This window comes from Variovorax sp. MHTC-1 (genome assembly GCF_003984645.1).
Taxonomy (GTDB): domain Bacteria; phylum Pseudomonadota; class Gammaproteobacteria; order Burkholderiales; family Burkholderiaceae_C; genus Variovorax.
The window spans coordinates 68,745-89,015 of the sequence record NZ_RWKI01000009.1 but is presented as its reverse complement, the minus strand read 5'-3'; the positions used below and the strand labels follow the sequence as shown (position 1 = coordinate 89,015).

Genomic DNA, 20,271 nt, shown 5'->3' with positions numbered 1-20,271 from the left:
GCGATGTCGGGCGCCCTTCCGGACGCCCGACGTTGCGGTGCCGCAACGCAGAATGCGCTCCGAAGTTGGCGCGCACTGGGTAGATAAGGCCTGTCGCCTTGTCAGTGCGGGGTGTTGATGTTAACGTCCTCTTACACTTTTGGGCCGCGCTGCCCCCTACCAGCATGACACGACATCCGTTGCCTGCGGCCCGCCTCCCGGCCACTTGCCCGACTCCGACGATTTCAGGTCGGTGTCAGCTCTCACTTCTCAGTGCCGCCGTGGCCTTGGCCCTGGGCGCGTTCAGCACCGATGCGGCCGCGCTTGCGCTCGGACGGCTCAATGTGCAATCGGCCTTGGGCGAACCCCTCAGGGCCGAAATCGAGGTCACCGAGATCACGCCGGCCGAGGCTGACGGCCTGAAGGTCAACATCGCCTCGGCCGACGCGTTCAACGCCGCCGGCGTGCCCTACAACGCCGCCCTGGCAGACGTGCGAACCAGTCTGCAGCGGCGCGCCGATGGCCGCTACGTGGTGAGGCTCAGCAGCAATCGCATGCTCAGCGAGCCTTTCATCGACCTGCTGCTCGAAGCGACCTGGAATTCCGGCCGCGTCGTGCGCGACTACACGGTGCTGCTCGACCCACCGAAGAGCCGGACTGCAACGGCGGCCGCACCGATCGCACCGCAGATCAGCGCGCCTTCCCAGCGCACGGCTCCCGCCGTCGTGCAAGCCCCGGCGCGCCGCGAACGCGCCGCGCCCGCGGCAGCAGCAGCGGCCCCCGCACCTCCGACGCAAGCCGACAGCACGGTGCGCACCGGCAGCGGCGACCAGCAAGTGACGGTGCAGCCCGGCGATACCGCCAGCAGGATCGCCGGCGCGTACAAATCGGCCGACGTTTCGCTCGACCAGATGCTGGTGGCGCTGCTGCGCGCAAATCCCGATGCTTTCATCGGCGGCAATGTCAACCGCATCAAGGCAGGCGCCGTGCTCGATGTGCCGAGCGCAGCGCAAGCCGGCGCCGTGCCGGCTCCCGAAGCCCGGCGTACTGTGACCGCGCAAAGCCGCGATTTCGGCGAGTACCGCCGCCGCCTGGCCGAAAACGCACCCGCTTCGCGCGTCGCCGACGCCGACCGCCAGGCCTCGGGCAAGCTGCAGGCCAACGTCGAGGATCGCAACGCCGCCAACGCGGCCGCCGACAAGCTCAAGATCACCCAAGGCGGCGCGGTCGCCGGCCGGCAGACCGAAGAACAGCTGGCCAAGGCCCGTCAGGCCCAGGAAAGCAGCACGCGCGTCGCCGAGCTGTCCAAGAACATCAGCGAGCTGAACAAGCTGCAGGCCGCGAGCGGATCGCCTGCAACGGCGGGCAGCGCCGCGCCGGCCGCGGCACCCGCACCTTCGGCGGCAGCGCCGGCGGCGGCCCCGCCCGCGACGGGCGAGACCCCGGCTCCCGCGGCGGCAGCGCCTGCAGCCAGCCCGGCGATCCCCGCTCTTCCGGCCGCTGTTGCGCCTGCCGCAACGGCCCCGGCCGAAGCCCCGGCAACGCCTCCGGTCGCCACCGCTACGCCGCCCGAGGCTGCCGCATCTGCAGCAGCAGCGCCGGCACCGGTGCCCGCTCCTGCAGCAGCAGCCAAGCCCGCGCCGACCGCGCCTGCACCCGCAGCCGTGGAACGCAGCTTCTTCGACGAACTGCTAGACAACCCCATCATGCTCGGCGCAGCAGCGCTGGTCGCGCTCCTGGTCGGCTTCCTGCTCTACCGCGTGCTCGGCCGCAAGCGTCGCGATGCCAACGACAGCGTGTTCCTCGAAAGCCGTATTCCCAAGGACTCCTTCTTCGGCGCCAGCGGCGGCGAGTCGGTGGACACCAAGAACCGCGGCAATTCGGTCGTTTCCTCGCTGTCGTACTCGCCGAGCCAGCTCGATGCCGGCGATGTCGATCCGGTGGCCGAAGCGGACGTCTACCTGGCCTATGGCCGCGATCTGCAGGCCGAGGAGATCCTGCGCGAAGCGCTGCGCGTCAACCCCGAGCGCACTGCCATCCATCTGAAGCTGCTCGAAATCCACGCCAAGCGGCGCGACCTGCGCGCCTACGAAGCGCTGGCCTCGGACGTGCACAAGCTGACCGGCGGCACCGGCGCCGACTGGAACCGCGTAGTCGAACTCGGCAAGGACCTGGATCCGGGCAACCCGCTGTACGAATCGGGTGGCCGCAGCGTCTCGACAGCAGAAACGGCCGCCTTTGCCGGCACGCTGGCTGCGGCAGCCGCCACGCCGGCCCCGGCCGCTGCTGTGCCGGCGCCGAGCCCGGTGGCAAAACCCGTTGTCGCCGCTGCACCGCCGCCAGCCTTCGTGCCCTCCGTCGCGCCGCTCGATTTCGACCTCGACTTGAGCAAGCCGCCGGCACCTGCGCCGGTTGCTGCGGCCCCGGTCAACGCCACCCTTCCGGCCGCGCGCAACGGCGCTGAGAATGCCGCAGCCCCGTCGCTGATCAAGTACAGCGCACCTCTCGCTTCGAGCGCCAAGATCGATCTCAACAACGACTTCGACACCGCGCCGGGCGCGCTGGAGCCGAACATGGCACGTGCGCCGCTGAACTCCGAGGAAGAGTTCACGCAGCCCGCGACCCTGCGCGCCGGTCTGCCCGGCGACTCCGGCTTCATCGAGTTCGACATGAGTTCGATGGCCGGCCTGTCGGGCCGCAACCCCGCCGACACCGAGCGCGGCCGCCTGGAGCCGGTGGAGGACAGCGGCGAAAGCCCGCACGCCATCAAGCTTTCGCTGGCGCGCGAACTGAAGGCGCTGGGCGATGTCGAAGGCGCCCGCTCGCTAGTCGAGGAAGTGGCTTCCGAAGGCTCAGGCGAGGTCAAGGCCGAAGCCAAGCAACTGCTCGGCCAGTTGCGCTGAACGGCCGTGCGGCCGCCGATCCCGCTGTGAGGCTGGCCCTCGGCATCCGCTACAACGGTCAAGCCTACGAAGGCTGGCAGAGCCAGCCTTCGGGCCGTACCGTCCAGGACAAGCTGGAGGCCGCGCTCGGCCGCTTCGCCGCCCAGCCCATCTCAACCCTCTGCGCGGGGCGAACCGATGCCGGTGTCCATGCCCTGATGCAGGTGGTGCACTTCGACACCTCCGTCGAGCGCGCACCCTTCTCCTGGGTGCGGGGCACCAACCGCTTTCTTCCCGACGACATAGCGGTCCAATGGGCGCAGCCGGTGCCAGACCAATTCCACTGCCGGGCCAGCGCGCTCGCCCGGCGCTACCTGTACGTGCTGTCGCAGTCGCCGGTGCGCCCGAGCCTGGATGCGGGCCGCGTGGGCTGGTCCATGTACGAACTCGACGGCGATGCGATGCGTGCCGCGGCCGCGATGCTGGTGGGCCGGCACGACTTCAGCTCCTTCCGCGCCTCGGCCTGCCAGGCGCGTTCACCGGTCAAGGATTTGCGGCGCATCGAGATCACGCGGCATGGCGACGCCGATCGCTGCCGCTGGCACTTCGAGTTCGAAGCCGACGCCTTCCTGCACCACATGATCCGCAACATCATGGGCAGCCTGGTGCGCATCGGCCGCGGCGACGCGCCTGCGGAATGGATGCGCGAAGTGCTGGAGGCGCGCAGCCGCGTGGTGGCCGCCCCGACCTTCTCGCCGAACGGCCTTTACTTCCTGGGGCCGCTCTACGCCGCCGGCTGGGGGCTTCCGCCCGAGGCCACGATGCCGGCCACCGGTGCTGCGTATGATGGCCCGCCATGAATTCCGCCCCTTCCCTCGCGCGCACGCGAATCAAGATCTGCGGGCTGACGCGCGAGCAGGACGTGGATGCCGCGGTCGATGCCGGGGCAGACGCGGTGGGCTTCGTGCTCTATCCCGCCAGCCCCCGCGCGGTGACCGCGGAACGCGCCGGCCAACTGGCTGCTCGGCTGCCGCCCTTCGTCACGCCGGTGCTGCTTTTCGTCAACGAGCTCGTGGCCCAAGCCGCAGCCTCGCTGGCCGGCGTCCCCGGTTCCATGGCCCAGTTCCACGGTGACGAGACGCCCCACCAATGCTGGGAAGCCAGCGGCCGCGGCGCCCATCGCTTCGTGCGCGCGGCCCGCATTCCGCTGGGCGCGGCCGGAGCGGGCTTCGACCTCGTAAAATACGCGTCCGATTACTCCCGCGCCCACGCCATCCTGCTCGACGCCCACGTCGAAGCCTATGGCGGTGGCGGCAAGGCTTTCGATTGGTCACTTCTTCCACCCGTCGTCGACGCTCACCTCGTCTTGAGTGGTGGGCTCACACCTGCAAACGTGGGCGATGGCATTCGCCGTTTGCGAACGGCAGCGAAGTCGCTGTCCGTTGACGTGAGCTCCGGCGTCGAAGCCTCCAAGGGCATCAAGGACGCCGTGAAGATCCGCGAATTCGTGGCCGCCGTGCGTGCGGCCGATGCCCTCAGCTAGCTGGCTGCCCTCGATCGAAGGAGGCAGCCGGCCCCACCGATCGAGACCATGAACACCTACCAGCAACCCGACGCCAGCGGCCATTTCGGCATCTACGGCGGCACCTTCGCCAGCGAAACGCTGACCCACGCGATCAACGAATTGCGCGACGCCTACGCGAAGTACAAGGACGATCCGCAGTTCCAGGCCGAGTTCCACCACGAACTCACGCACTTCGTGGGCCGGCCCTCGCCGATCTACCACGCCGCGCGCACCAGCCGCGAGATGGGCGGCGCACAAATCTATCTGAAGCGCGAAGACCTGAACCACACCGGCGCGCACAAGGTCAACAACACCATCGGCCAGGCGATGCTCGCCAAGCGCATGGGCAAGCCGCGCGTGATCGCCGAGACCGGCGCCGGCCAGCACGGCGTAGCCACTGCCACCATCTGCGCCCGCTACGGGCTGGAGTGCGTGGTCTACATGGGCAGCCAGGACGTGAAGCGCCAAAGCCCCAACGTCTACCGCATGAACCTGCTGGGCGCGACCGTGGTGCCGGTGGAATCGGGCAGCAAGACCCTGAAGGATGCGCTCAATGAAGCAATGCGCGACTGGGTCACCAACGTCGAGAACACCTTCTACATCATCGGCACCGTCGCCGGGCCGCACCCCTATCCGACCATGGTGCGCGACTTCCAGAGCGTGATCGGCACCGAGTGCATCGAGCAGATGCCCGCCATGCTGGCGGCCCAGGGCATCACCGGCGAGGCCGAGGGCCGGCAGCCCGACGTGGTGGTCGCCTGCGTGGGCGGCGGCAGCAACGCCATTGGCATCTTCCATCCCTACATACCCTTCGCGGACACGCGCCTCGTCGGGGTGGAAGCGGCGGGCGAAGGCTTGGACAGCGGCAAGCACGCGGCCTCGATCCTGCGCGGCAGCCCCGGCGTGCTGCACGGCAACCGCACCTACCTGCTGCAGAACGAGGACGGGCAGGTCACCGAGACCCACAGCATCAGCGCGGGCCTCGACTATCCCGGCGTCGGTCCCGAGCACGCCTACTTGGCCGACATCGGCCGCGCCGAGTACGTGGGCGTCACCGACGCCGAGGCGCTCGAAGCCTTCCACTACCTGTGCCGCACCGAAGGCATCATTCCCGCGCTCGAATCGAGCCATGCTTTCGCCTACGCGATGAAGCTCGCGAAGATCATGCGCCCCGACCAATCGATCCTGGTCAATCTCTCGGGCCGCGGCGACAAGGACATCGGCACGGTGGCCGACCTCTCAGGCGTCGATTTCTACGACCGGCCGTCGATGCGCGGCTTGAGCGTGAAGGGAGGCCGCGCATGAGCCGCCGGGCCGCTCCCAAGGCGAATACCGCAGCGCGCAGCGCGGAGGTTTCTCAATGAGCCGCATCGCCGCCACCTTCGAGACACTGAAAAAAGACGGCCGCAGGGCGCTGATTCCCTACGTTACCGCCGGATTCCCCTTCGCCGACATCACGCCCGCGCTCATGCACGGCATGGTCGAAGCAGGGGCCGACGTGATCGAGCTCGGCGTGCCGTTCTCCGATCCGATGGCCGACGGCCCCGTGATCCAGGCGGCCGGCGAAGCCGCGCTGGCGCTGGGCATCGGCATGAAGCAGGTGCTGGCCATGGTCGCCGACTTCCGGCAGAAGAACGAGGCCACGCCGGTGGTTCTGATGGGCTACGCCAATCCGGTCGAGCGCTACGACGGCGTGCACGGCAAGGGCAGCTTCATCCGCGATGCGGCGGCCGCCGGGGTGGACGGCCTGTTGGTGGTCGACTACCCGCCCGAGGAATGCGAAGACTTCGCCGCCGAGCTCCGGGCGCACGGCATCGACCTCATCTTCCTGCTGGCCCCGACAAGCACTGGCGAGCGCATGGCACAGGTCGGACGCATCGCCACCGGCTACGTCTACTACGTCTCGCTCAAGGGCGTGACCGGCGCCGGCCACCTCGACACGGAAGCGGTCGGAAGGATGATTCCGCGCATCCGGGATCACGTGAAACTGCCGGTGGGCGTGGGCTTCGGCATCCGCGATGCGCGCAGCGCACAGGCGGTCGGATCCACGGCCGACGCGGTCGTGATCGGCACCCGCATCATCCAGCTGATCGAGGGCCAGCCGCGCGACCAGGTGGTGCCGCTGGTGCGCGAATTCCTCGCCGAGATCCGCCAGGCCCTCGATGCCTTGCCGGCCGCCACGCCTAAGAACGCGGCTGGCCGATAATCGCAGGCTGGCCCTCACCCCCTCCCCTCTCCCGCGGGCGGGAGAGGGGAGCTACTTGTCGCGAAGGCTTCCTTCGCGAGAACTTCGAACTGGAGCCCCCATGAGTTGGCTTGAGAAACTGCTTCCCCCCAAGATCGCGCCCACCGACCCGAGCGAGCGCCGCCAGATGCCCGAAGGGCTCTGGATCAAGTGCCCCAGCTGCGAGACCGTTCTCTACAAGACGGACCTCGAGCACAACCAGAACGTGTGCCCAAGCTGCGGCCACCACCACCGCATCGGCGCGCGCGCGCGGCTCGATGCCTTTCTGGACTCCGAAGGCCGCTACGAAGTGGGCCAGGAAGTGCTGCCGGTCGACGCTCTCAAGTTCAAGGACAGCCGCAAATACCCCGAGCGGCTCAAGGAAGCGCTGGAGAACACCGGCGAGACCGACGCGCTGGTGGTCATGGGCGGCTCGGTGCACAGCATCAACGTGGTGGTCGCCTGCTTCGAGTTCGACTTCATGGGCGGCAGCATGGGCAGCGTGGTCGGCGAGCGCTTCGTGCGCGGCGTCGAGACCGCGATCGAGCAGAAGGTGCCTTTCATCTGCTTCACCGCCACCGGCGGAGCGCGCATGCAGGAGGGCCTGCTTTCGCTGATGCAGATGGCCAAGACCAACGCCGCGCTCACGCGCCTGGCCAAGAAAGGCCTGCCCTACATCAGCGTGCTGACCGATCCGACGATGGGCGGCGTGAGCGCCGGCTTCGCCTTCGTGGGGGATGTCGTGATCGCCGAGCCCAAGGCGCTGATCGGCTTCGCCGGACCGCGCGTGATCGAGTCGACTGTGCGGGTGACCTTGCCTGAAGGCTTCCAGCGCGCCGAGTTCCTGCAAACCAAGGGCGCGATCGACTTCATTTGCGACCGCCGCGAGCTGCGCAAGACGGTGGCGAGCACGCTTGCGATGCTGCTGCGCCAACCGGCCGACGCGGTGATCTGAAGCAGCGCGGCCTAACGGCCGAGGCCGAAGGCCGTGGCCATCAGGCTGCCGAGCACGATCGCTCCAATCTGCAGCAGGACGACGGCGGCGAGCGGCGACAGGTCGACACCGCCCACCAGCGGAATGAAACGCCGCAGCGGCCGCACCAGCGGTTCGGCCAGCCGCCCGATCAGATCCTGCAGCATCGACGATGCATTCGGCACCCAGGACAGCACCACGTAGACGATCAGCAAGGCGGTGAGGCCCGAGATGGCCAGCTGTAGCAGGCCGATGAGCGACACCAGCGGGAGGATCGCCCAGCGGCCCAGGCTGCCCATCAGCATCCAGAGCAGCAGGAATTTGGCCATTACCAACAGCCAGGCGGCTATGGCGCTCGCCAGGTCCCAGCGCTTGACCGACGGCACGATGCGCCGCAGGGGCAGCACGATCCAGTCGGTGACGGCGAACACGAAACGCCCCAGCGGATTGCCGAATGGCACCCGGTGGTACTGCATGTAGAGACGCAGCAGGCAAGCGCCGCCGAGGAGGCCGACGATCACGTCGAGCAGGAACGAGGGAATCTGGTAGAGCATGGCGCGCGGTCGTAGACGGAATGCGATGATAGCCATGCAAGGTTCATCGATGACGACTCAACCCCTTCTGCATTCCCTTCCCCTGTTCCCGCTCGGCACAGTGCTCTTTCCCGGCGGCCTCCTGCCGTTGCGCATCTTCGAGGTGCGCTACCTCGACATGATCGGCAAGTGCCACAAGGCAGGCGCCCCCTTCGGCGTGGTCAGCCTCACGCAGGGCTCGGAGGTCCGCAGGGCGGGTGCGCAAGCCGAAAGCTTCGCCGCGCTCGGCACGCTCGCCGTGATCCGCGAGTTCGACGCACCCCAGGCGGGCTTGATGCAGATCGAATGCGTGGGCACGCACCGCTTTCGCGTGCGTTCCAGCGAACTCCACAAGCACGGGCTGTGGACGGCCGATGTCGAGGCGGTGTCCGATGACGTCGCGCTTGCAGTCCCCGAGGATCTGCAGCCGACGGCCGAAGCGCTGCGCCGCCTGGTCCAGACGCTGGAAGAGCGGCGCGGCATCGAGGGCAACGAGAACGTCCGGCTGCCGATCACGCCGCCTTACCGCTTCGACGATTGCGGCTGGGTGGCCAACCGCTGGTGCGAGCTGCTGCCGGTGCAGTCGGAGCTCAAGCAGCGCCTGATGGAGCTCGACAGCCCGCTCATGCGGCTAGAACTGGTGAGCGACCTGCTGGCGCGCACCGGCATTACCAAGTAGTCCGCTCTTTATTCCGTAGCGCGAGGGCAAGGGTCGGCCGGCTAAAATGGCGGGTTGCGCGCGCGACCGCCTGCGCCCCTCTTCCTCTCCCATGTCAGACGCTTCGACCTCCCCCATTCCCACCCCTGCCGCCGACGACAACCAGCTCATCGCCGAACGGCGCGAAAAGCTGAAGGCGCTGCGTGCCGCGCAGGCCGAAGGCAAAGGGGTCGCATTCCCGAACGACTTCAAGCCCGCCGATCGCGCAGCGGCGCTCGTTGCAACGCACGGCGAAACGGCTGCCGAGCTGCTCGAAGCGAATCCGATCGCGGTCAGCGTGGCCGGCCGCATGATGCTCAAGCGGGTGATGGGCAAGGCCAGCTTCGCGACCGTGCAGGATGCAACCGGCCGCATCCAGCTCTACATCACGCGCGACGCCGTCGGCGAGGAGTCCTACGCCGAATTCAAGCACTGGGACCTGGGCGACATCGTCGGCGCCGAGGGCTCGGCCTTCAAGACCCGCACCGGCGAGCTCTCGGTCAAGGTCACGAAGCTGCGCCTTTTGACGAAGAGCCTGCGCCCGCTGCCCGACAAGTTCCACGGCATGGCCGACCAGGAGCAGAAGTACCGCCAGCGCTATGTCGACCTGATCACCGACGAGTCGGCACGCGAGCGCTTCGCGGCGCGCAGCCGTGCCGTGAGCGCGCTGCGCGAATTCATGGTGGTCAACGACTTCCTCGAGGTCGAGACGCCGATGCTGCACCCGATCCCGGGCGGCGCCAACGCCAAGCCCTTCAAGACGCACCATAACGCGCTCGACCAGGAGATGTTCCTGCGCATCGCGCCCGAGCTCTACCTGAAGCGGCTGATCGTCGGCGGCTTCGAGCGCGTGTTCGAGATCAACCGGAGCTACCGCAACGAGGGCATCTCGGTGCGGCACAACCCCGAGTTCACGATGATGGAGTTCTACGCGGCCTACTGGAACTACCGCGACCTGATGGACTTCACCGAGACGCTGATCCGCACGATCGCCCGGAAGACTGTGGGCAAGCTCGAGCTCGAGTACCAGGGCAAGGCGGTCGACCTGAGCCCGCCCTTCGAACGGCTCACCATCCGCGAGGCGATCCACAAGCACACCGATGCCGGCGCGAACGCCGACGATGCAGCCTGGCTCGTCAACGCGCTGCGCAAGCTCGGCCTCACCGAAGAAAAGGACAAGCTCACGCAGCGCAGCCTGGCGAGCCTGCAGGTGATGTTCTTCGAGGAGACGGTGGAAGAAAAGCTCTGGCAGCCGACCTTCATCATGGAGCACCCGACCGAGATCTCGCCGCTGGCGCGCGCCAACGACGAGCGCCCAGAGGTCACTGAGCGCTTCGAGCTCTACATCACGGGCCGCGAGTTCGGCAACGGCTTCAGCGAGCTCAACGATGCCGAAGACCAGGCCGCACGCTTCAATGCGCAGGTCACGGCCAAGGACAGCGGCGACGACGAGGCTATGTTCTACGACCACGACTTCGTCCGCGCGCTGGAATATGGAATGCCGCCCACCGGCGGCTGCGGCATCGGCATCGATCGCCTGATGATGTTGCTGACCGACTCGCCGAGCATCCGCGACGTGATCCTGTTTCCTGCCTTGCGCCGGGAATCTTGAAGACGCCCGCTCCAGCCATCGGCATCGATTTCGGCACGTCCAATTCCGCGGTCGCCTGCGTGGCGGGAAGCGGACTTGCCAGCATGCTGCCGCTGGAAGGGTCGGCGACGACGATTCCGACGGCCGTCTTCTTCAATTCCGAAGACCGCAGCACGCATTTCGGGCGCGAGGCGATTTCGCTCTACCTCGCCGGCACCGAAGGCCGGCTGATGCGATCGCTCAAGAGCCTGCTCGGCAGCTCGCTGATGCAGGACCAGACCGAGATCGACAACCAGCGGGTCAGTTTCGAGGACATCATCGCCCTCTTCCTGTCGGAGCTTGCGACGCGCACCCAAGGGCAAATCGGCGTCGAGCCCGCACGGGTCGTGATCGGCCGCCCGGTGCATTTCGTCGATGACGATGCGGTGCGCGACCGCGAGGCGGAGGCCACGCTGCGCCGAGCCGCGCAAAGCGCCGGCCTGGGCGAAGTCAGCTTCCAGTACGAACCGATCGCCGCAGCCTTCGACTACGAAAGGCGCGTCACGCGCGAGTCGCTGGTGCTGATCGTCGACCTCGGCGGCGGCACCTCCGATTTCACGGTCGTTCGCCTCGGTCCCGAACGCATGGGAAACGCGGACCGTTCACGCGATGTGCTGGCCACCGCCGGCGTGCACATCGGCGGCACCGACTTCGATCAGCGGCTCAGCGTCGAATGCGTGATGCCGCATTTCGGTTTCCGGCACATCGGCCCGCAAGGCCGCGAAGTTCCGAGCAAGACCTTCTTCGAACTGTCGTCCTGGCACCTGATCAACTGGCTCTATGCGCCGAAGGCGATCCGGCAGGTTCAAGAATTGCGCGTCAACTACCTCGATCCACGACTGCACGACCGGCTCATGAACGTGCTTGTCGACCGGCAGGGACACCGCATCGCCAGCGAGGTGGAGGAAGCCAAGATCCGGATGTCCGCGACCAACGAGGTCGTGGCCATCGACCTGTCTTTCGCGGACGCAGACCTGCGTGCTGCACTCACGGCGAACGACATGGCCCGGCACCTCTTGGCGCTGCTCGACAGCGTGGTTTCCTGCGCGCGCGAATGCTTGCGGCGCAGCGGCACAACGGGCGGCATGCTCGACGCCATCTACCTGACGGGCGGCTCCTCGGCGCTGAGCCCGTTCCAAAGTGCGCTGCGCCGCGCGTTTCCCGGCACGAAGATCATCGAAGGCGATCTGTTCGGTGGCGTGGCCGCCGGCCTGGCCTACGCCGCTGCATGAAATACCTTTCCGCCTATCCAGCGGATCTGCGCGCCCAGGTCGAGCATCTCATGGCACAGGGCAAGCTTGGCGACTTGCTGCTGAAGCGCTACGGCAGCGTGCACGATATCCGCACCGACCGCGCGCTCTACGACTACGTGAGCGGCCTCAAGAACGAGTTTCTGCGCAATGCCGAGCCGCTGTCCAAGGTGGCTTTCGACAACAAGCTGCACGTGATTCGCAACGCGCTCGGCACCCACACGACCATCTCGCGCGTGCAGGGCAGCAAGCTCAAGGCAAAGCGCGAGATCCGGGTTGCGAGCCTGTTCAAGGAGGTGCCGATCGAATGGCTGCGCATGATCGTCGTGCACGAGCTGGCGCACCTGAAGGAGCGCGAGCACGACAAGGCCTTCTATCAGCTCTGCGCCCACATGGAGCCGGACTATCACCAGCTCGAGTTCGACCTGCGCCTGTATCTGACGCACCTCGAAAGCGGCGGCCAGCGGCTCTGGTCGCCCGAAGTCTAGGGACGCGGAAGCATCGCGGCAGCGCGTCGGTAGGCCGGCGACTGCATGAGCGCGTCCCAATCGAGCGCCGGTGCACACGGCAGCAGGCTGCGCCGGCGCGTCTCGCTGGCGGCATCCGGCTTCCAGCGGCCGCTGCGCCGGCCGGCGGCGAGGCCATCGAGCACTTCGTCGAGCACCGTGCTCTCGCCCACGCTCTGATTGCACAGCAGCGCGAGGTCGCAGCCGGCCTCCAGCGCAGCGAGCGCCGCGTCGGTGTAGCCCAGCATCTCGCCCTCGATGCGGCGTGCCGCCTCCATGCTGAGGTCGTCGCTGAACACGGCGCCATCGAAACCCAGCTTGCCGCGCAGGATCTGCTGCAGCCATTTCGCCGAAAAACCTGCGGGCCGGCCATCGACCTTGGGGTAGATCACGTGCGCCGGCATCACCGCCGAGAGTGTGCCGCCCAGCCAGTCGTAGGGACGCGCATCGTCCGCCAGGATGGCCTTGAGGCTGCGCCGGTCCACGGGAATCGCGACGTGCGAATCGGCCTTGACGAAACCATGGCCGGGGAAATGCTTTCCGCAGTTGGCCATGCCAGCTTGCAAAAGTCCGTGGGCCAGGCTGCGCGCCAGCAGCGCGACGACGCGCGGATCGCGATGGAAGCTGCGATCCCCGATCACGCTGCTTTCACCGTAGTCCAGATCGAGCACAGGCGTGAAACTGAAGTCGATGCCGCAGGCGCGGAGTTCGGCCGCAAGCACATGGCCGCAGGCCACCGCAACCTGCGCCGCGCGCAGGGGTTCTCCCATCCACAGCTCGCCCAGCATGCGCATGGACGGAAGCCGCGTGAAGCCGTCGCTGCGAAAACGCTGCACGCGGCCGCCCTCGTGATCGACGCAAATGAGGATGTCGGGCCGCAGCGCCTTGATCTCGGCATTGAGCGCGCTCATCTGCGCGCGGTCCTGCCAGTTGCGCGCGAAATGAATCACGCCACCCACCAATGGATCTGAAAGACGGCGCCGATCGGCCGCGTTCAATCCAGTGCCCGCGACGTCGATGATCAACGGGGCATGCAATGCGTTCTTGTCTGTCATTCTTTGCGTTCGACCACGACGAAGCTCGCCGCGTAGTCGGTCTCGTCGGTCACGGTCACGTGCGCCGTCAGGTGCTCGGCCTCGAACCAAGCCTTCAGCGCGCCATGAAGCACGATCACGGGTTTGCCGCTGCGCTGGTTCGCGATCTCGCACAGGCGCCAGCTCATCGGCGTGCGCATGCCCTTGCCGATCGCCTTGCTGAAGGCCTCCTTGGCGGAGAAGCGCGTGGCCAGGTAGCGCAAGCCGCGCTTGGGCCAGCGGGCGCTGCGCGCGCGCCAGACCGCGAGCTCGGCGTCGCTCAGCACGCGCTGCGCGAATCGCTCACCTTGGCGCTCGAAAGTCGCCTCGATGCGGCGGATGTCGCAGATGTCGGTGCCGATGCCGTAGATCATTTCAGCATCCGCCCGGCCGCCCGAAGGGTGCTGAACGCCCCCTCGGGGAGCAGCGAGCACACGAGGTGACGAGCGTGGAGGCCATTTACGTGGCTTCTCGAATGCAGCGCAGGTAGTCCTTGGTGGCGGCGGCATAGCCGAGCTCCAGGGCGTCGGAGACGAAGGCATGGCCGATCGAGACCTCGCGCACGTTGGGCACGGCCCGCAGGAAGTCCGTGAGGTTGTCTCGACTCAGGTCATGACCGGCGTTGACTTCGAGGCCGGCAGCCTGCGCGGCGCGCGCCGCCTGAACGTAGAGCTGCAGCACCGCATCCGCCTTGGAGGTGCCGCGCGAGGACGCATAGCCCTCTGTGTAGAGCTCGATGCGGTCGGCACCGGCCGCTTTGGCGGCTGCCATCATGTCGGGTTCCGGATCCATGAACAGGCTCACGCGGACACCCAGCGTCTTGGCTTCGGCGATCACCGGCCGCAGCCGCTCGGCGTCGTAGGGAAAGTTCCAGCCGTGGTCGCTGGTCGCCTGGGTTTCGCTGTCGGGCACGAAGGTGGCCTGGTGGGGCCGCAGCTCGCGCACGAAATCCATCAGGTTGTGGAAAGGATTGCCTTCGATGTTGAACTCGGCCTGCGGCCAGTCCTTGGCCAGCAGTTCCGACAGGTCCTGAACGTCCTGCGGGCGGATATGGCGCTCGTCGGGCCTGGGGTGCACGGTGATGCCGTGCGCGCCGGCATCCAGGCACAGCGCGGCAGCGAAAAGCACGCTCGGGATGCCGAGAGGCCGCGTGTTGCGAACCAGGGCAACCTTGTTGAGATTGATCGACAGGGAAGTGCTCATAAGGCTTGCAAGTCTCTCATCATCTGGCGCGTGCGCAGCATGCTCACGCCGCAATGGTAGTTGAGCAGCGTGCGCAGCTGGTTGCGCAAGGCACTGTTGGTGCCGCCGTTCATCAGGGCGACCAGGCGCAGTGTGGCGGGGAATGGCGCCCGGTCCCCAAGGGAACGCTCCAGAGCCTGCCATTCGGCGCCGCTCAGCGCGGCTTCATCGTCGACAGCCTGGCGCAGACCCGCTTCGGGCACCAAGGTGTAGCGCGCGTCCGCATCCAGCGGCGTCAGCGTGAGGGTTTGGACATCGAGCGCCGGCAGCAGGCCGACCTCGCGCAGCAGCAGAAGCTCGAAGGCTCGCAGCGCCGCCGCCTGCGTGGCGGCCTGGGCGTGCGCATGGTCGCCCGCCAGCACCTGCACCGCGCCTGCATAGGCGTCGAACAACGCCTCGTGCGCGTCGTCCCGGGCCAGCAGGCGCAGCAGGAGCTCGTTGAGGTAGTAGCCCGACAGCAGCGCCTCGCCGGTCGGCATCACGTGGCCGCCCATCCATTCGGCGGCCTTGAGCGTGCGGATCTCGGCGTCTCCGCCGTAGGAAAGCTGCAGAGGCTGCAACGGCAACAGCACCGGGCGAAAGTTGGAACTGGGCCGCTTGGCGCCTTTCGCCACCAGCGCGATGCGGCCGTGATGGCGGGTGAAGACCTCGAGGATTAGGCTGGACTCGCTCCAGTCGTAGCGGTGGAGCACGTAGGCCGGTTCGTGCGAAATGCGGTGCGCGGCGGCCATCTCAGCCTCTCACGCTGGCCAACTGGCGGCTCACTCGTAGCCGAAGGAGCGCACGCGAGCCTCGTCGTCCGCCCACCCCGAACGAACCTTGACCCAGAGCTCGAGGAACACCTTGGCATCCGCCAGCTTCTCGAGCTCCTGCCGCGTTTCGGTACCGATGCGCTTGATGCGTTCTCCCTTGTCGCCGATCACCATCGCCTTGTGGCCGTCGCGCTCGACGACGATCGTGGCGGCGATCCGCAGCAGGCGCTTCTGGCCCTTGCGCGCGGGCGGCTCTTCCTCGAACTTGTCGATGACGACGGTCGAGGTGTAGGGCAGCTCGTCGCCGGTGAGGCGGAACAGCTTCTCGCGCACCAGCTCGCTCGCGAGGAAGCGCTCGCTGCGATCGGTGAGCTCGTCTTCGGCGTACCACCAGGCCTGCTCGGGCAGGTACTTTTCGCAGATGCCGAACAGGCGCTCGATGTCCTTCGGGTTCTTGGCCGACATCGGGACGAACTCGGCGAAGGCATGCTTCTGCTGCATCGTCTGCAGCCAGGGCGCGATGTCGCCCCGGCGGTGCACGTTGTCGAGCTTGTTGGCGATCAGCACCGTCGGGATGCCGGCACCGAGGAGCTTGAGCACGCGCTCGTCGGCCGGCGTGAAGCTGCCGGCCTCGACCACGAACAGGATCAGGTCTACGTCCGACACCGCGCCCACCACGGTCTTGTTCAGGGACCGGTTGAGCGCGTTGGCGTGCAGCGTCTGGAATCCCGGCGTATCGACGAAGACGAACTGCGTCGAGCCCAGCGTGCGCATGCCGGTGATGCGGTGGCGGGTGGTCTGCGCCTTGCGCGAGGTGATGCTGATCTTTTGGCCGACCAGCGCATTGAGCAAGGTCGACTTGCCGACGTTGGGCTTGCCGACGATGGCCACCAGGCCGCAGCGCTGCGAAGGATTCGGCCCCGCGGCGTCCTCGCCCTCTGCAGGAGGGATGGTGATGGAATCGATGGGGTCGTTCATGTGGATGCCTTTGCCTCGCTGCGCGCCTTGAGCCGGATCAACATGGCCGCCGCGGCGGCCTGCTCACCGGCGCGGCGCGAGCCGCCGATGCCGCGTTCGCTGAGGCCCAGATCGGGGACTGCGCATTCGACATCGAAAGTCTGCTTGTGCGCCGCGCCCAGCGTGCCGACCACGCGATAGACCGGCAGCTTCATTTTGTGACCCTGCAGCCATTCCTGCAATTCGGTTTTCGGGTCCTTGGCCACCGCCTCCATGCGCGGCGTGATCGCCACCGATTCGTAGAGGCGGCGCACCAGCGCCTGCGCCGGGCCATAGCCGGCGTCGAGGTAGACGGCGCCGATCAGCGCCTCGAGCGCATCGGCCAGGATCGAGGGACGATTCGGGCCGCCCGAGCGCGCCTCGCCCTCGCCGAGCCGCAGCAGTGGGGACAGCGCGAGCTTGAGCGCTAGCTGGTGCAGCGTCTCCTGCTTCACCAGGTTGGCGCGCACGCGGGAGAGATCGCCTTCGGGCAATTCCGAAAGGCGCTCATAGAGAAGGTGGGCGACGGCGAGGTTCAGCACCGAATCGCCGAGGAACTCGAGCCGCTCGTTGTGGTCGGCCGAAAAGCTGCGATGCGTCAGCGCAAGCTGGAGCAGCCGCGCGTCCGAGAACGAATGCTGGAGGCGCGCCTGCAGCGCGGCAAGACCACCTTCGTTCACAGTGCGGTCGACGCCGGGCCGGCGTGGGCGTGGGGGCGTTTCATCCTAGCGGGACTGGCCCTTGTATTTCAACAGCAGGAAAGCCGGGCCAAACAGATGAATTTCGCGCTCGTAGGAATAAGAGACCACGACCTTGTCGCCGACCTTCTGCACGTCGAGGTCCTTGCCGGTGACCGATTTGAAGTCGTCGATGGCCTGCGCACGATCGAAGATGGCTCGGACTTCGGGCACCGTCGTGCCTTCCTTGGCCTTGTTGGCGGCCTTGTCGATCGCCTGGTATTCGATCAGGGTCGGGATCACCTGCGCGGCAACCACGCCCAGGCAGGCCAGCACGCCCGCGACGAACAACAGCCCGATGAACGAGATGCCGCGCTGGCCCCGTTTGGATTGACTTCTTGCTCTCATGCCCTCTATCCCTCGAATGAAATGCTCGATTATTGGAATCCGCCGATGCGCTTGAGATTGCCGAAATTCATCCAGACGAAGAAGGCCTTGCCCACGATGTTCTTATCCGGAACAAAACCCCAGTAGCGCGAGTCGAGCGAATTGTCGCGGTTGTCGCCCATCATGAAATACTGGCCGGCGGGCACCTTGCACACCACGCCCTCGACACTGTAGCGGCAATTTTCCTGATTCGGGAACGCCATGATCTCGACCTCGGAGAGCCCCGCGCGGCGCGTATCGTCGTTGAGCAGCCTGTGCTCCTTGCCGCCCAGGTTCTCAGAATACTGCTTGAGGTAGCGCATCGCCTCCTCGTCGAAGTAGTCGGGCACGGGCTGCTTGTCGACCGGCTGGCCATTGATGGTGAGCTTCTTGTTGAGGTAGGCCACCTCGTCGCCCGGCACGCCGATCACGCGCTTGATGTAGTCCATGCTCGGCTTGGGCGGGTAGCGGAACACCATCACGTCGCCCCGCGCCGGCGGCGTGCCGTCGGTCAACTTGGTGTTGATGACCGGCAGCCGCAAGCCGTAGGTGAACTTGTTCACCAGGATCAGGTCGCCCGTAAGCAGGGTCGGCATCATCGAGCCCGAAGGAATCTTGAAGGGCTCGAACAGGAAGGAACGCAGCAGGAACACGGCCAGGATCACGGGGAACAGGCCCGCGGTCCAGTCCAGCCACCACGGCTGCATGACCAAACGCTCGCGCGCCTTGGCGTCCACGGTATCGACCTGCGTGATGCCCTGGCGAGCCAGCTCTTCGCGGCGCTGGACCAGCGATGTATCCAGCGCCTCGGCCGCCTGCCGGCGCTTCGGCAGGAAATAGAAGCGCTCCGCCAGCCAGTAGAAGCCGGTGACGACGGTGGCCAGGAACAGCAGCAGCGCGAAATTGCCTTCGACCGCGCCGAAATACCAGGCTCCGATATAGCCGACGAAGGCAGCGAGGATCAGGGAGGTGAGGAATGCCATTCTTCTTAGTCTTCGACTTGCAGGATGGCGAGGAAGGCCTCTTGCGGGACCTCGACCGAGCCGATCTGCTTCATTCTTTTTTTGCCCGCTTTCTGCTTCTCGAGCAGCTTCTTTTTGCGGGTGATATCGCCGCCGTAGCACTTGGCGAGCACGTTCTTGCGCAGCGCCTTGATTGTCTCACGCGCGATGATGTTGGCCCCGATGGCGGCCTGGATCGCGACGTCGTACATCTGCCGGCTGATGATCTCGCGCATCTTGGCAACGACCGCCCGGCCGCGGTACTGGCTCTGGCTGCGGTGCACGATGATCGACAGCGCATCGACCTTCTCGCCGTTGAGCAGGATGTCGACCTTCACGACATCCGAGGCGCGGTATTCCTTGAACTCGTAGTCCATCGACGCGTAGCCCCGGCTGACCGACTTCAGCTTGTCGAAGAAGTCCAACACGATCTCGCCGAGCGGCATCTCGTAGGTCAGCATGACCTGCCGGCCGTGGTAGGCCATGTTCATCTGCACGCCGCGCTTCTGGTTGGCCAGCGTCATCACTGCGCCGACGTACTCCTGCGGCATGTAGAGGTGGACCGTGACGATCGGCTCGCGGATTTCCGACATCTTGCCGACGTCGGGCATCTTGGACGGGTTCTCGACCATGATCACTTCGCCGTCGTTCTTCATGACCTGGTAGACCACGCTGGGCGCGGTCGTGATCAGGTCCTGGTCGAACTCGCGCTCGAGCCGCTCCTGCACGATCTCCATGTGCAGCAGACCGAGAAAGCCGCAGCGAAAGCCGAAGCCGAGCGCCTGCGACACCTCCGGCTCGTAGTGCAGCGACGAATCGTTGAGCTTGAGCTTCTCCAGCGCATCGCGCAGCGAGTCGTACTCGCTCGCTTCGGTCGGGTAGAGGCCGGCGAACACCTGGGGCTGTATTTCCTTGAAGCCGGGCAAAGCCTCGGTCGCCGTGGCGGCCGCGCCGCCCGTCCCGGTCTTGATCAGCGTGACCGTGTCGCCAACCTTCGCGGCCTGCAGCTCCTTGATGCCGGCGATGATGAAGCCCACCTCGCCCGCTTCGAGCGACTGCCGGACTTCGGTCGCCGGCGTGAACACGCCGAGGTTGTCGGCGTTGTAGGTCGCGCCCGACGCCATCATCTTGATGCGCTCGCCCTTCGCGAGGCGGCCGTCGACCACGCGCACCAGCATCACCACGCCCACGTAGGCGTCGAACCAGCTGTCGACGATCATCGCCCGCAATGCTGCGTCGGGATTGCCTCGCGGCGCCGGCACCTTGGCCACGATGGCCTCGAGAATCTCGTCGATGCCCATGCCGGTCTTCGCCGAGCACGGGATCGCATCGGTCGCGTCGATGCCGATCACGTCTTCGATTTCCGATTTCGCGTTGTCGGGATCGGCTTGCGGCAGATCCATCTTGTTGAGTACCGGCACCACCTCGACTCCGAGATCGAGCGCGGTGTAGCAGTTGGCGACCGTTTGCGCTTCGACGCCTTGGCTCGCATCGACGACGAGCAATGCGCCTTCGCATGCCGAGAGCGATCGGCTCACTTCATAAGAGAAGTCGACATGGCCCGGCGTGTCGATCAGATTGAGGTTGTAGACCTGCCCGTCGCGTGCCTTGTAGTGCAGCGCGGCGGTCTGCGCCTTGATGGTTATCCCACGCTCTTTCTCGATGTCCATCGAGTCGAGCACTTGCGCCTCCATCTCGCGTTCAGCGAGCCCGCCGCAGCGCTGGATCAAGCGGTCTGCGAGCGTCGACTTGCCATGGTCGATGTGCGCAATGATCGAAAAATTTCTGATGTGATTCATCAACGGGAACGCTTAAGTACTTGAATTG

At 66.5% G+C, this 20,271-nt stretch carries 20 protein-coding genes; 10 read left to right on the top strand and 10 right to left on the bottom strand.

Going from position 1 to position 20,271, the window contains the following annotated elements; all coding sequences use genetic code 11:
- Nucleotides 1-260: 260 nt before the first annotated feature.
- From EJI01_RS16825 to accD, 6 genes are all read left to right on the top strand, one after another.
- Nucleotides 261-2,882: a FimV/HubP family polar landmark protein gene (locus tag EJI01_RS16825; protein ID WP_312846061.1), complete on the top strand. Its 2,622-nt coding sequence runs from the start codon at nt 261-263 to the stop codon at nt 2,880-2,882.
- Nucleotides 2,883-2,908: 26 nt separating this feature from the next.
- Nucleotides 2,909-3,721, top strand: a complete 813-nt coding sequence (truA, locus tag EJI01_RS16820) for a tRNA pseudouridine(38-40) synthase TruA (RefSeq protein ID WP_126838285.1) — start codon at nt 2,909-2,911, stop codon at nt 3,719-3,721.
- The gene (locus EJI01_RS16815) at nt 3,718-4,404 is read left to right on the top strand and encodes a phosphoribosylanthranilate isomerase (RefSeq protein ID WP_126838284.1); all 687 of its coding nucleotides are present in this window, start codon (nt 3,718-3,720) and stop codon (nt 4,402-4,404) included. Before truA ends, EJI01_RS16815 begins: the two co-directional genes overlap by 4 nt.
- A 48-nt stretch (nt 4,405-4,452) precedes the next feature.
- Complete coding sequence (gene trpB / locus EJI01_RS16810) at nt 4,453-5,730, top strand: tryptophan synthase subunit beta (protein WP_126838283.1); 1,278 nt, start codon at nt 4,453-4,455, stop codon at nt 5,728-5,730.
- A gap of 55 nt (nt 5,731-5,785) precedes the next feature.
- On the top strand, nt 5,786-6,631 hold the full coding sequence (trpA, locus tag EJI01_RS16805) for a tryptophan synthase subunit alpha (protein ID WP_126838282.1): 846 nt from the start codon (nt 5,786-5,788) through the stop codon (nt 6,629-6,631).
- A 100-nt stretch (nt 6,632-6,731) separates the two neighbouring features.
- Nucleotides 6,732-7,604: an acetyl-CoA carboxylase, carboxyltransferase subunit beta gene (gene accD / locus EJI01_RS16800; protein WP_093106545.1), complete on the top strand. Its 873-nt coding sequence runs from the start codon at nt 6,732-6,734 to the stop codon at nt 7,602-7,604.
- Nucleotides 7,605-7,615: 11 nt separating this feature from the next.
- Here the strand turns inward: accD and EJI01_RS16795 are convergent, their stop codons facing one another.
- Nucleotides 7,616-8,176, bottom strand: a complete 561-nt coding sequence (locus EJI01_RS16795; RefSeq protein ID WP_126838432.1) for a YggT family protein — start codon at nt 8,174-8,176, stop codon at nt 7,616-7,618.
- Nucleotides 8,177-8,225: 49 nt separating this feature from the next.
- Here EJI01_RS16795 and EJI01_RS16790 point away from each other — a divergent pair, with 49 nt between their 5' ends.
- From EJI01_RS16790 to EJI01_RS16775, 4 genes are all read left to right on the top strand, one after another.
- A complete protein-coding gene (locus EJI01_RS16790; RefSeq protein ID WP_260602489.1) occupies nt 8,226-8,873 on the top strand; it encodes an LON peptidase substrate-binding domain-containing protein in 648 nt (215 codons plus the stop codon).
- 91 nt (nt 8,874-8,964) lie between these two features.
- The gene (gene lysS, locus EJI01_RS16785) at nt 8,965-10,503 is read left to right on the top strand and encodes a lysine--tRNA ligase (RefSeq protein ID WP_126838280.1); all 1,539 of its coding nucleotides are present in this window, start codon (nt 8,965-8,967) and stop codon (nt 10,501-10,503) included.
- The gene (locus EJI01_RS16780; protein ID WP_409513964.1) at nt 10,497-11,753 is read left to right on the top strand and encodes an Hsp70 family protein; all 1,257 of its coding nucleotides are present in this window, start codon (nt 10,497-10,499) and stop codon (nt 11,751-11,753) included. The genes lysS and EJI01_RS16780 overlap by 7 nt, the downstream gene beginning before the upstream one ends.
- Nucleotides 11,750-12,259, top strand: coding sequence for a M48 family metallopeptidase (locus tag EJI01_RS16775; protein ID WP_126838278.1), 510 nt, complete (start codon nt 11,750-11,752; stop codon nt 12,257-12,259). The genes EJI01_RS16780 and EJI01_RS16775 overlap by 4 nt, the downstream gene beginning before the upstream one ends.
- Here EJI01_RS16775 and nagZ read toward each other — a convergent pair.
- The 9 genes from nagZ to lepA all read right to left on the bottom strand — a co-directional run bounded on the left by nagZ (nt 12,256) and on the right by lepA (nt 20,243).
- The gene (gene nagZ, locus EJI01_RS16770) at nt 12,256-13,332 is read right to left on the bottom strand and encodes a beta-N-acetylhexosaminidase (RefSeq protein ID WP_126838277.1); all 1,077 of its coding nucleotides are present in this window, start codon (nt 13,330-13,332) and stop codon (nt 12,256-12,258) included. The genes EJI01_RS16775 and nagZ overlap by 4 nt on opposite strands.
- On the bottom strand, nt 13,329-13,724 hold the full coding sequence (gene acpS / locus EJI01_RS16765) for a holo-ACP synthase (RefSeq protein ID WP_126838276.1): 396 nt from the start codon (nt 13,722-13,724) through the stop codon (nt 13,329-13,331). The genes nagZ and acpS overlap by 4 nt, the downstream gene beginning before the upstream one ends.
- Nucleotides 13,725-13,809: 85 nt before the next feature.
- Entirely contained in the window at nt 13,810-14,553 is a 744-nt protein-coding gene (locus EJI01_RS16760; protein WP_126838275.1) for a pyridoxine 5'-phosphate synthase, read from the bottom strand.
- Nucleotides 14,550-15,323, bottom strand: coding sequence for a DNA repair protein RecO (recO, locus tag EJI01_RS16755; protein ID WP_126838274.1), 774 nt, complete (start codon nt 15,321-15,323; stop codon nt 14,550-14,552). Before recO ends, EJI01_RS16760 begins: the two co-directional genes overlap by 4 nt.
- Before the next feature lie 30 nt (nt 15,324-15,353).
- Nucleotides 15,354-16,322, bottom strand: coding sequence for a GTPase Era (era, locus tag EJI01_RS16750; RefSeq protein WP_126838273.1), 969 nt, complete (start codon nt 16,320-16,322; stop codon nt 15,354-15,356).
- Complete coding sequence (gene rnc, locus EJI01_RS16745) at nt 16,319-17,020, bottom strand: ribonuclease III (RefSeq protein ID WP_126838272.1); 702 nt, start codon at nt 17,018-17,020, stop codon at nt 16,319-16,321. The genes era and rnc overlap by 4 nt, the downstream gene beginning before the upstream one ends.
- 45 nt (nt 17,021-17,065) lie before the next feature.
- Entirely contained in the window at nt 17,066-17,425 is a 360-nt protein-coding gene (locus tag EJI01_RS16740; protein ID WP_093106579.1) for a DUF4845 domain-containing protein, read from the bottom strand.
- A 29-nt stretch (nt 17,426-17,454) separates the two neighbouring features.
- The gene (gene lepB, locus EJI01_RS16735; protein WP_126838271.1) at nt 17,455-18,426 is read right to left on the bottom strand and encodes a signal peptidase I; all 972 of its coding nucleotides are present in this window, start codon (nt 18,424-18,426) and stop codon (nt 17,455-17,457) included.
- A 5-nt stretch (nt 18,427-18,431) separates the two neighbouring features.
- Complete coding sequence (lepA, locus tag EJI01_RS16730) at nt 18,432-20,243, bottom strand: translation elongation factor 4 (RefSeq protein WP_126838270.1); 1,812 nt, start codon at nt 20,241-20,243, stop codon at nt 18,432-18,434.
- Nucleotides 20,244-20,271: the final 28 nt, after the last annotated feature.

What these genes read in the sequence shown, in the direction of transcription:
- EJI01_RS16815 (WP_126838284.1), top strand. Translation starts at nt 3,718, where the DNA reads ATGAATTCCGCCCCTTCCCTCGCGCGCACGCGAATCAAGATCTGCGGG.
- trpB (WP_126838283.1), top strand. Translation starts at nt 4,453, where the DNA reads ATGAACACCTACCAGCAACCCGACGCCAGCGGCCATTTCGGCATCTAC.
- trpA (WP_126838282.1), top strand. Translation starts at nt 5,786, where the DNA reads ATGAGCCGCATCGCCGCCACCTTCGAGACACTGAAAAAAGACGGCCGC.
- accD (WP_093106545.1), top strand. Translation starts at nt 6,732, where the DNA reads ATGAGTTGGCTTGAGAAACTGCTTCCCCCCAAGATCGCGCCCACCGAC.
- EJI01_RS16795 (WP_126838432.1), bottom strand. Translation starts at nt 8,176, where the DNA reads ATGCTCTACCAGATTCCCTCGTTCCTGCTCGACGTGATCGTCGGCCTC.
- EJI01_RS16790 (WP_260602489.1), top strand. Translation starts at nt 8,226, where the DNA reads ATGACGACTCAACCCCTTCTGCATTCCCTTCCCCTGTTCCCGCTCGGC.
- lysS (WP_126838280.1), top strand. Translation starts at nt 8,965, where the DNA reads ATGTCAGACGCTTCGACCTCCCCCATTCCCACCCCTGCCGCCGACGAC.
- EJI01_RS16775 (WP_126838278.1), top strand. Translation starts at nt 11,750, where the DNA reads ATGAAATACCTTTCCGCCTATCCAGCGGATCTGCGCGCCCAGGTCGAG.
- nagZ (WP_126838277.1), bottom strand. Translation starts at nt 13,332, where the DNA reads ATGACAGACAAGAACGCATTGCATGCCCCGTTGATCATCGACGTCGCG.
- acpS (WP_126838276.1), bottom strand. Translation starts at nt 13,724, where the DNA reads ATGATCTACGGCATCGGCACCGACATCTGCGACATCCGCCGCATCGAG.
- EJI01_RS16760 (WP_126838275.1), bottom strand. Translation starts at nt 14,553, where the DNA reads ATGAGCACTTCCCTGTCGATCAATCTCAACAAGGTTGCCCTGGTTCGC.
- recO (WP_126838274.1), bottom strand. Translation starts at nt 15,323, where the DNA reads ATGGCCGCCGCGCACCGCATTTCGCACGAACCGGCCTACGTGCTCCAC.
- era (WP_126838273.1), bottom strand. Translation starts at nt 16,322, where the DNA reads ATGAACGACCCCATCGATTCCATCACCATCCCTCCTGCAGAGGGCGAG.
- EJI01_RS16740 (WP_093106579.1), bottom strand. Translation starts at nt 17,425, where the DNA reads ATGAGAGCAAGAAGTCAATCCAAACGGGGCCAGCGCGGCATCTCGTTC.
- lepB (WP_126838271.1), bottom strand. Translation starts at nt 18,426, where the DNA reads ATGGCATTCCTCACCTCCCTGATCCTCGCTGCCTTCGTCGGCTATATC.
- lepA (WP_126838270.1), bottom strand. Translation starts at nt 20,243, where the DNA reads ATGAATCACATCAGAAATTTTTCGATCATTGCGCACATCGACCATGGC.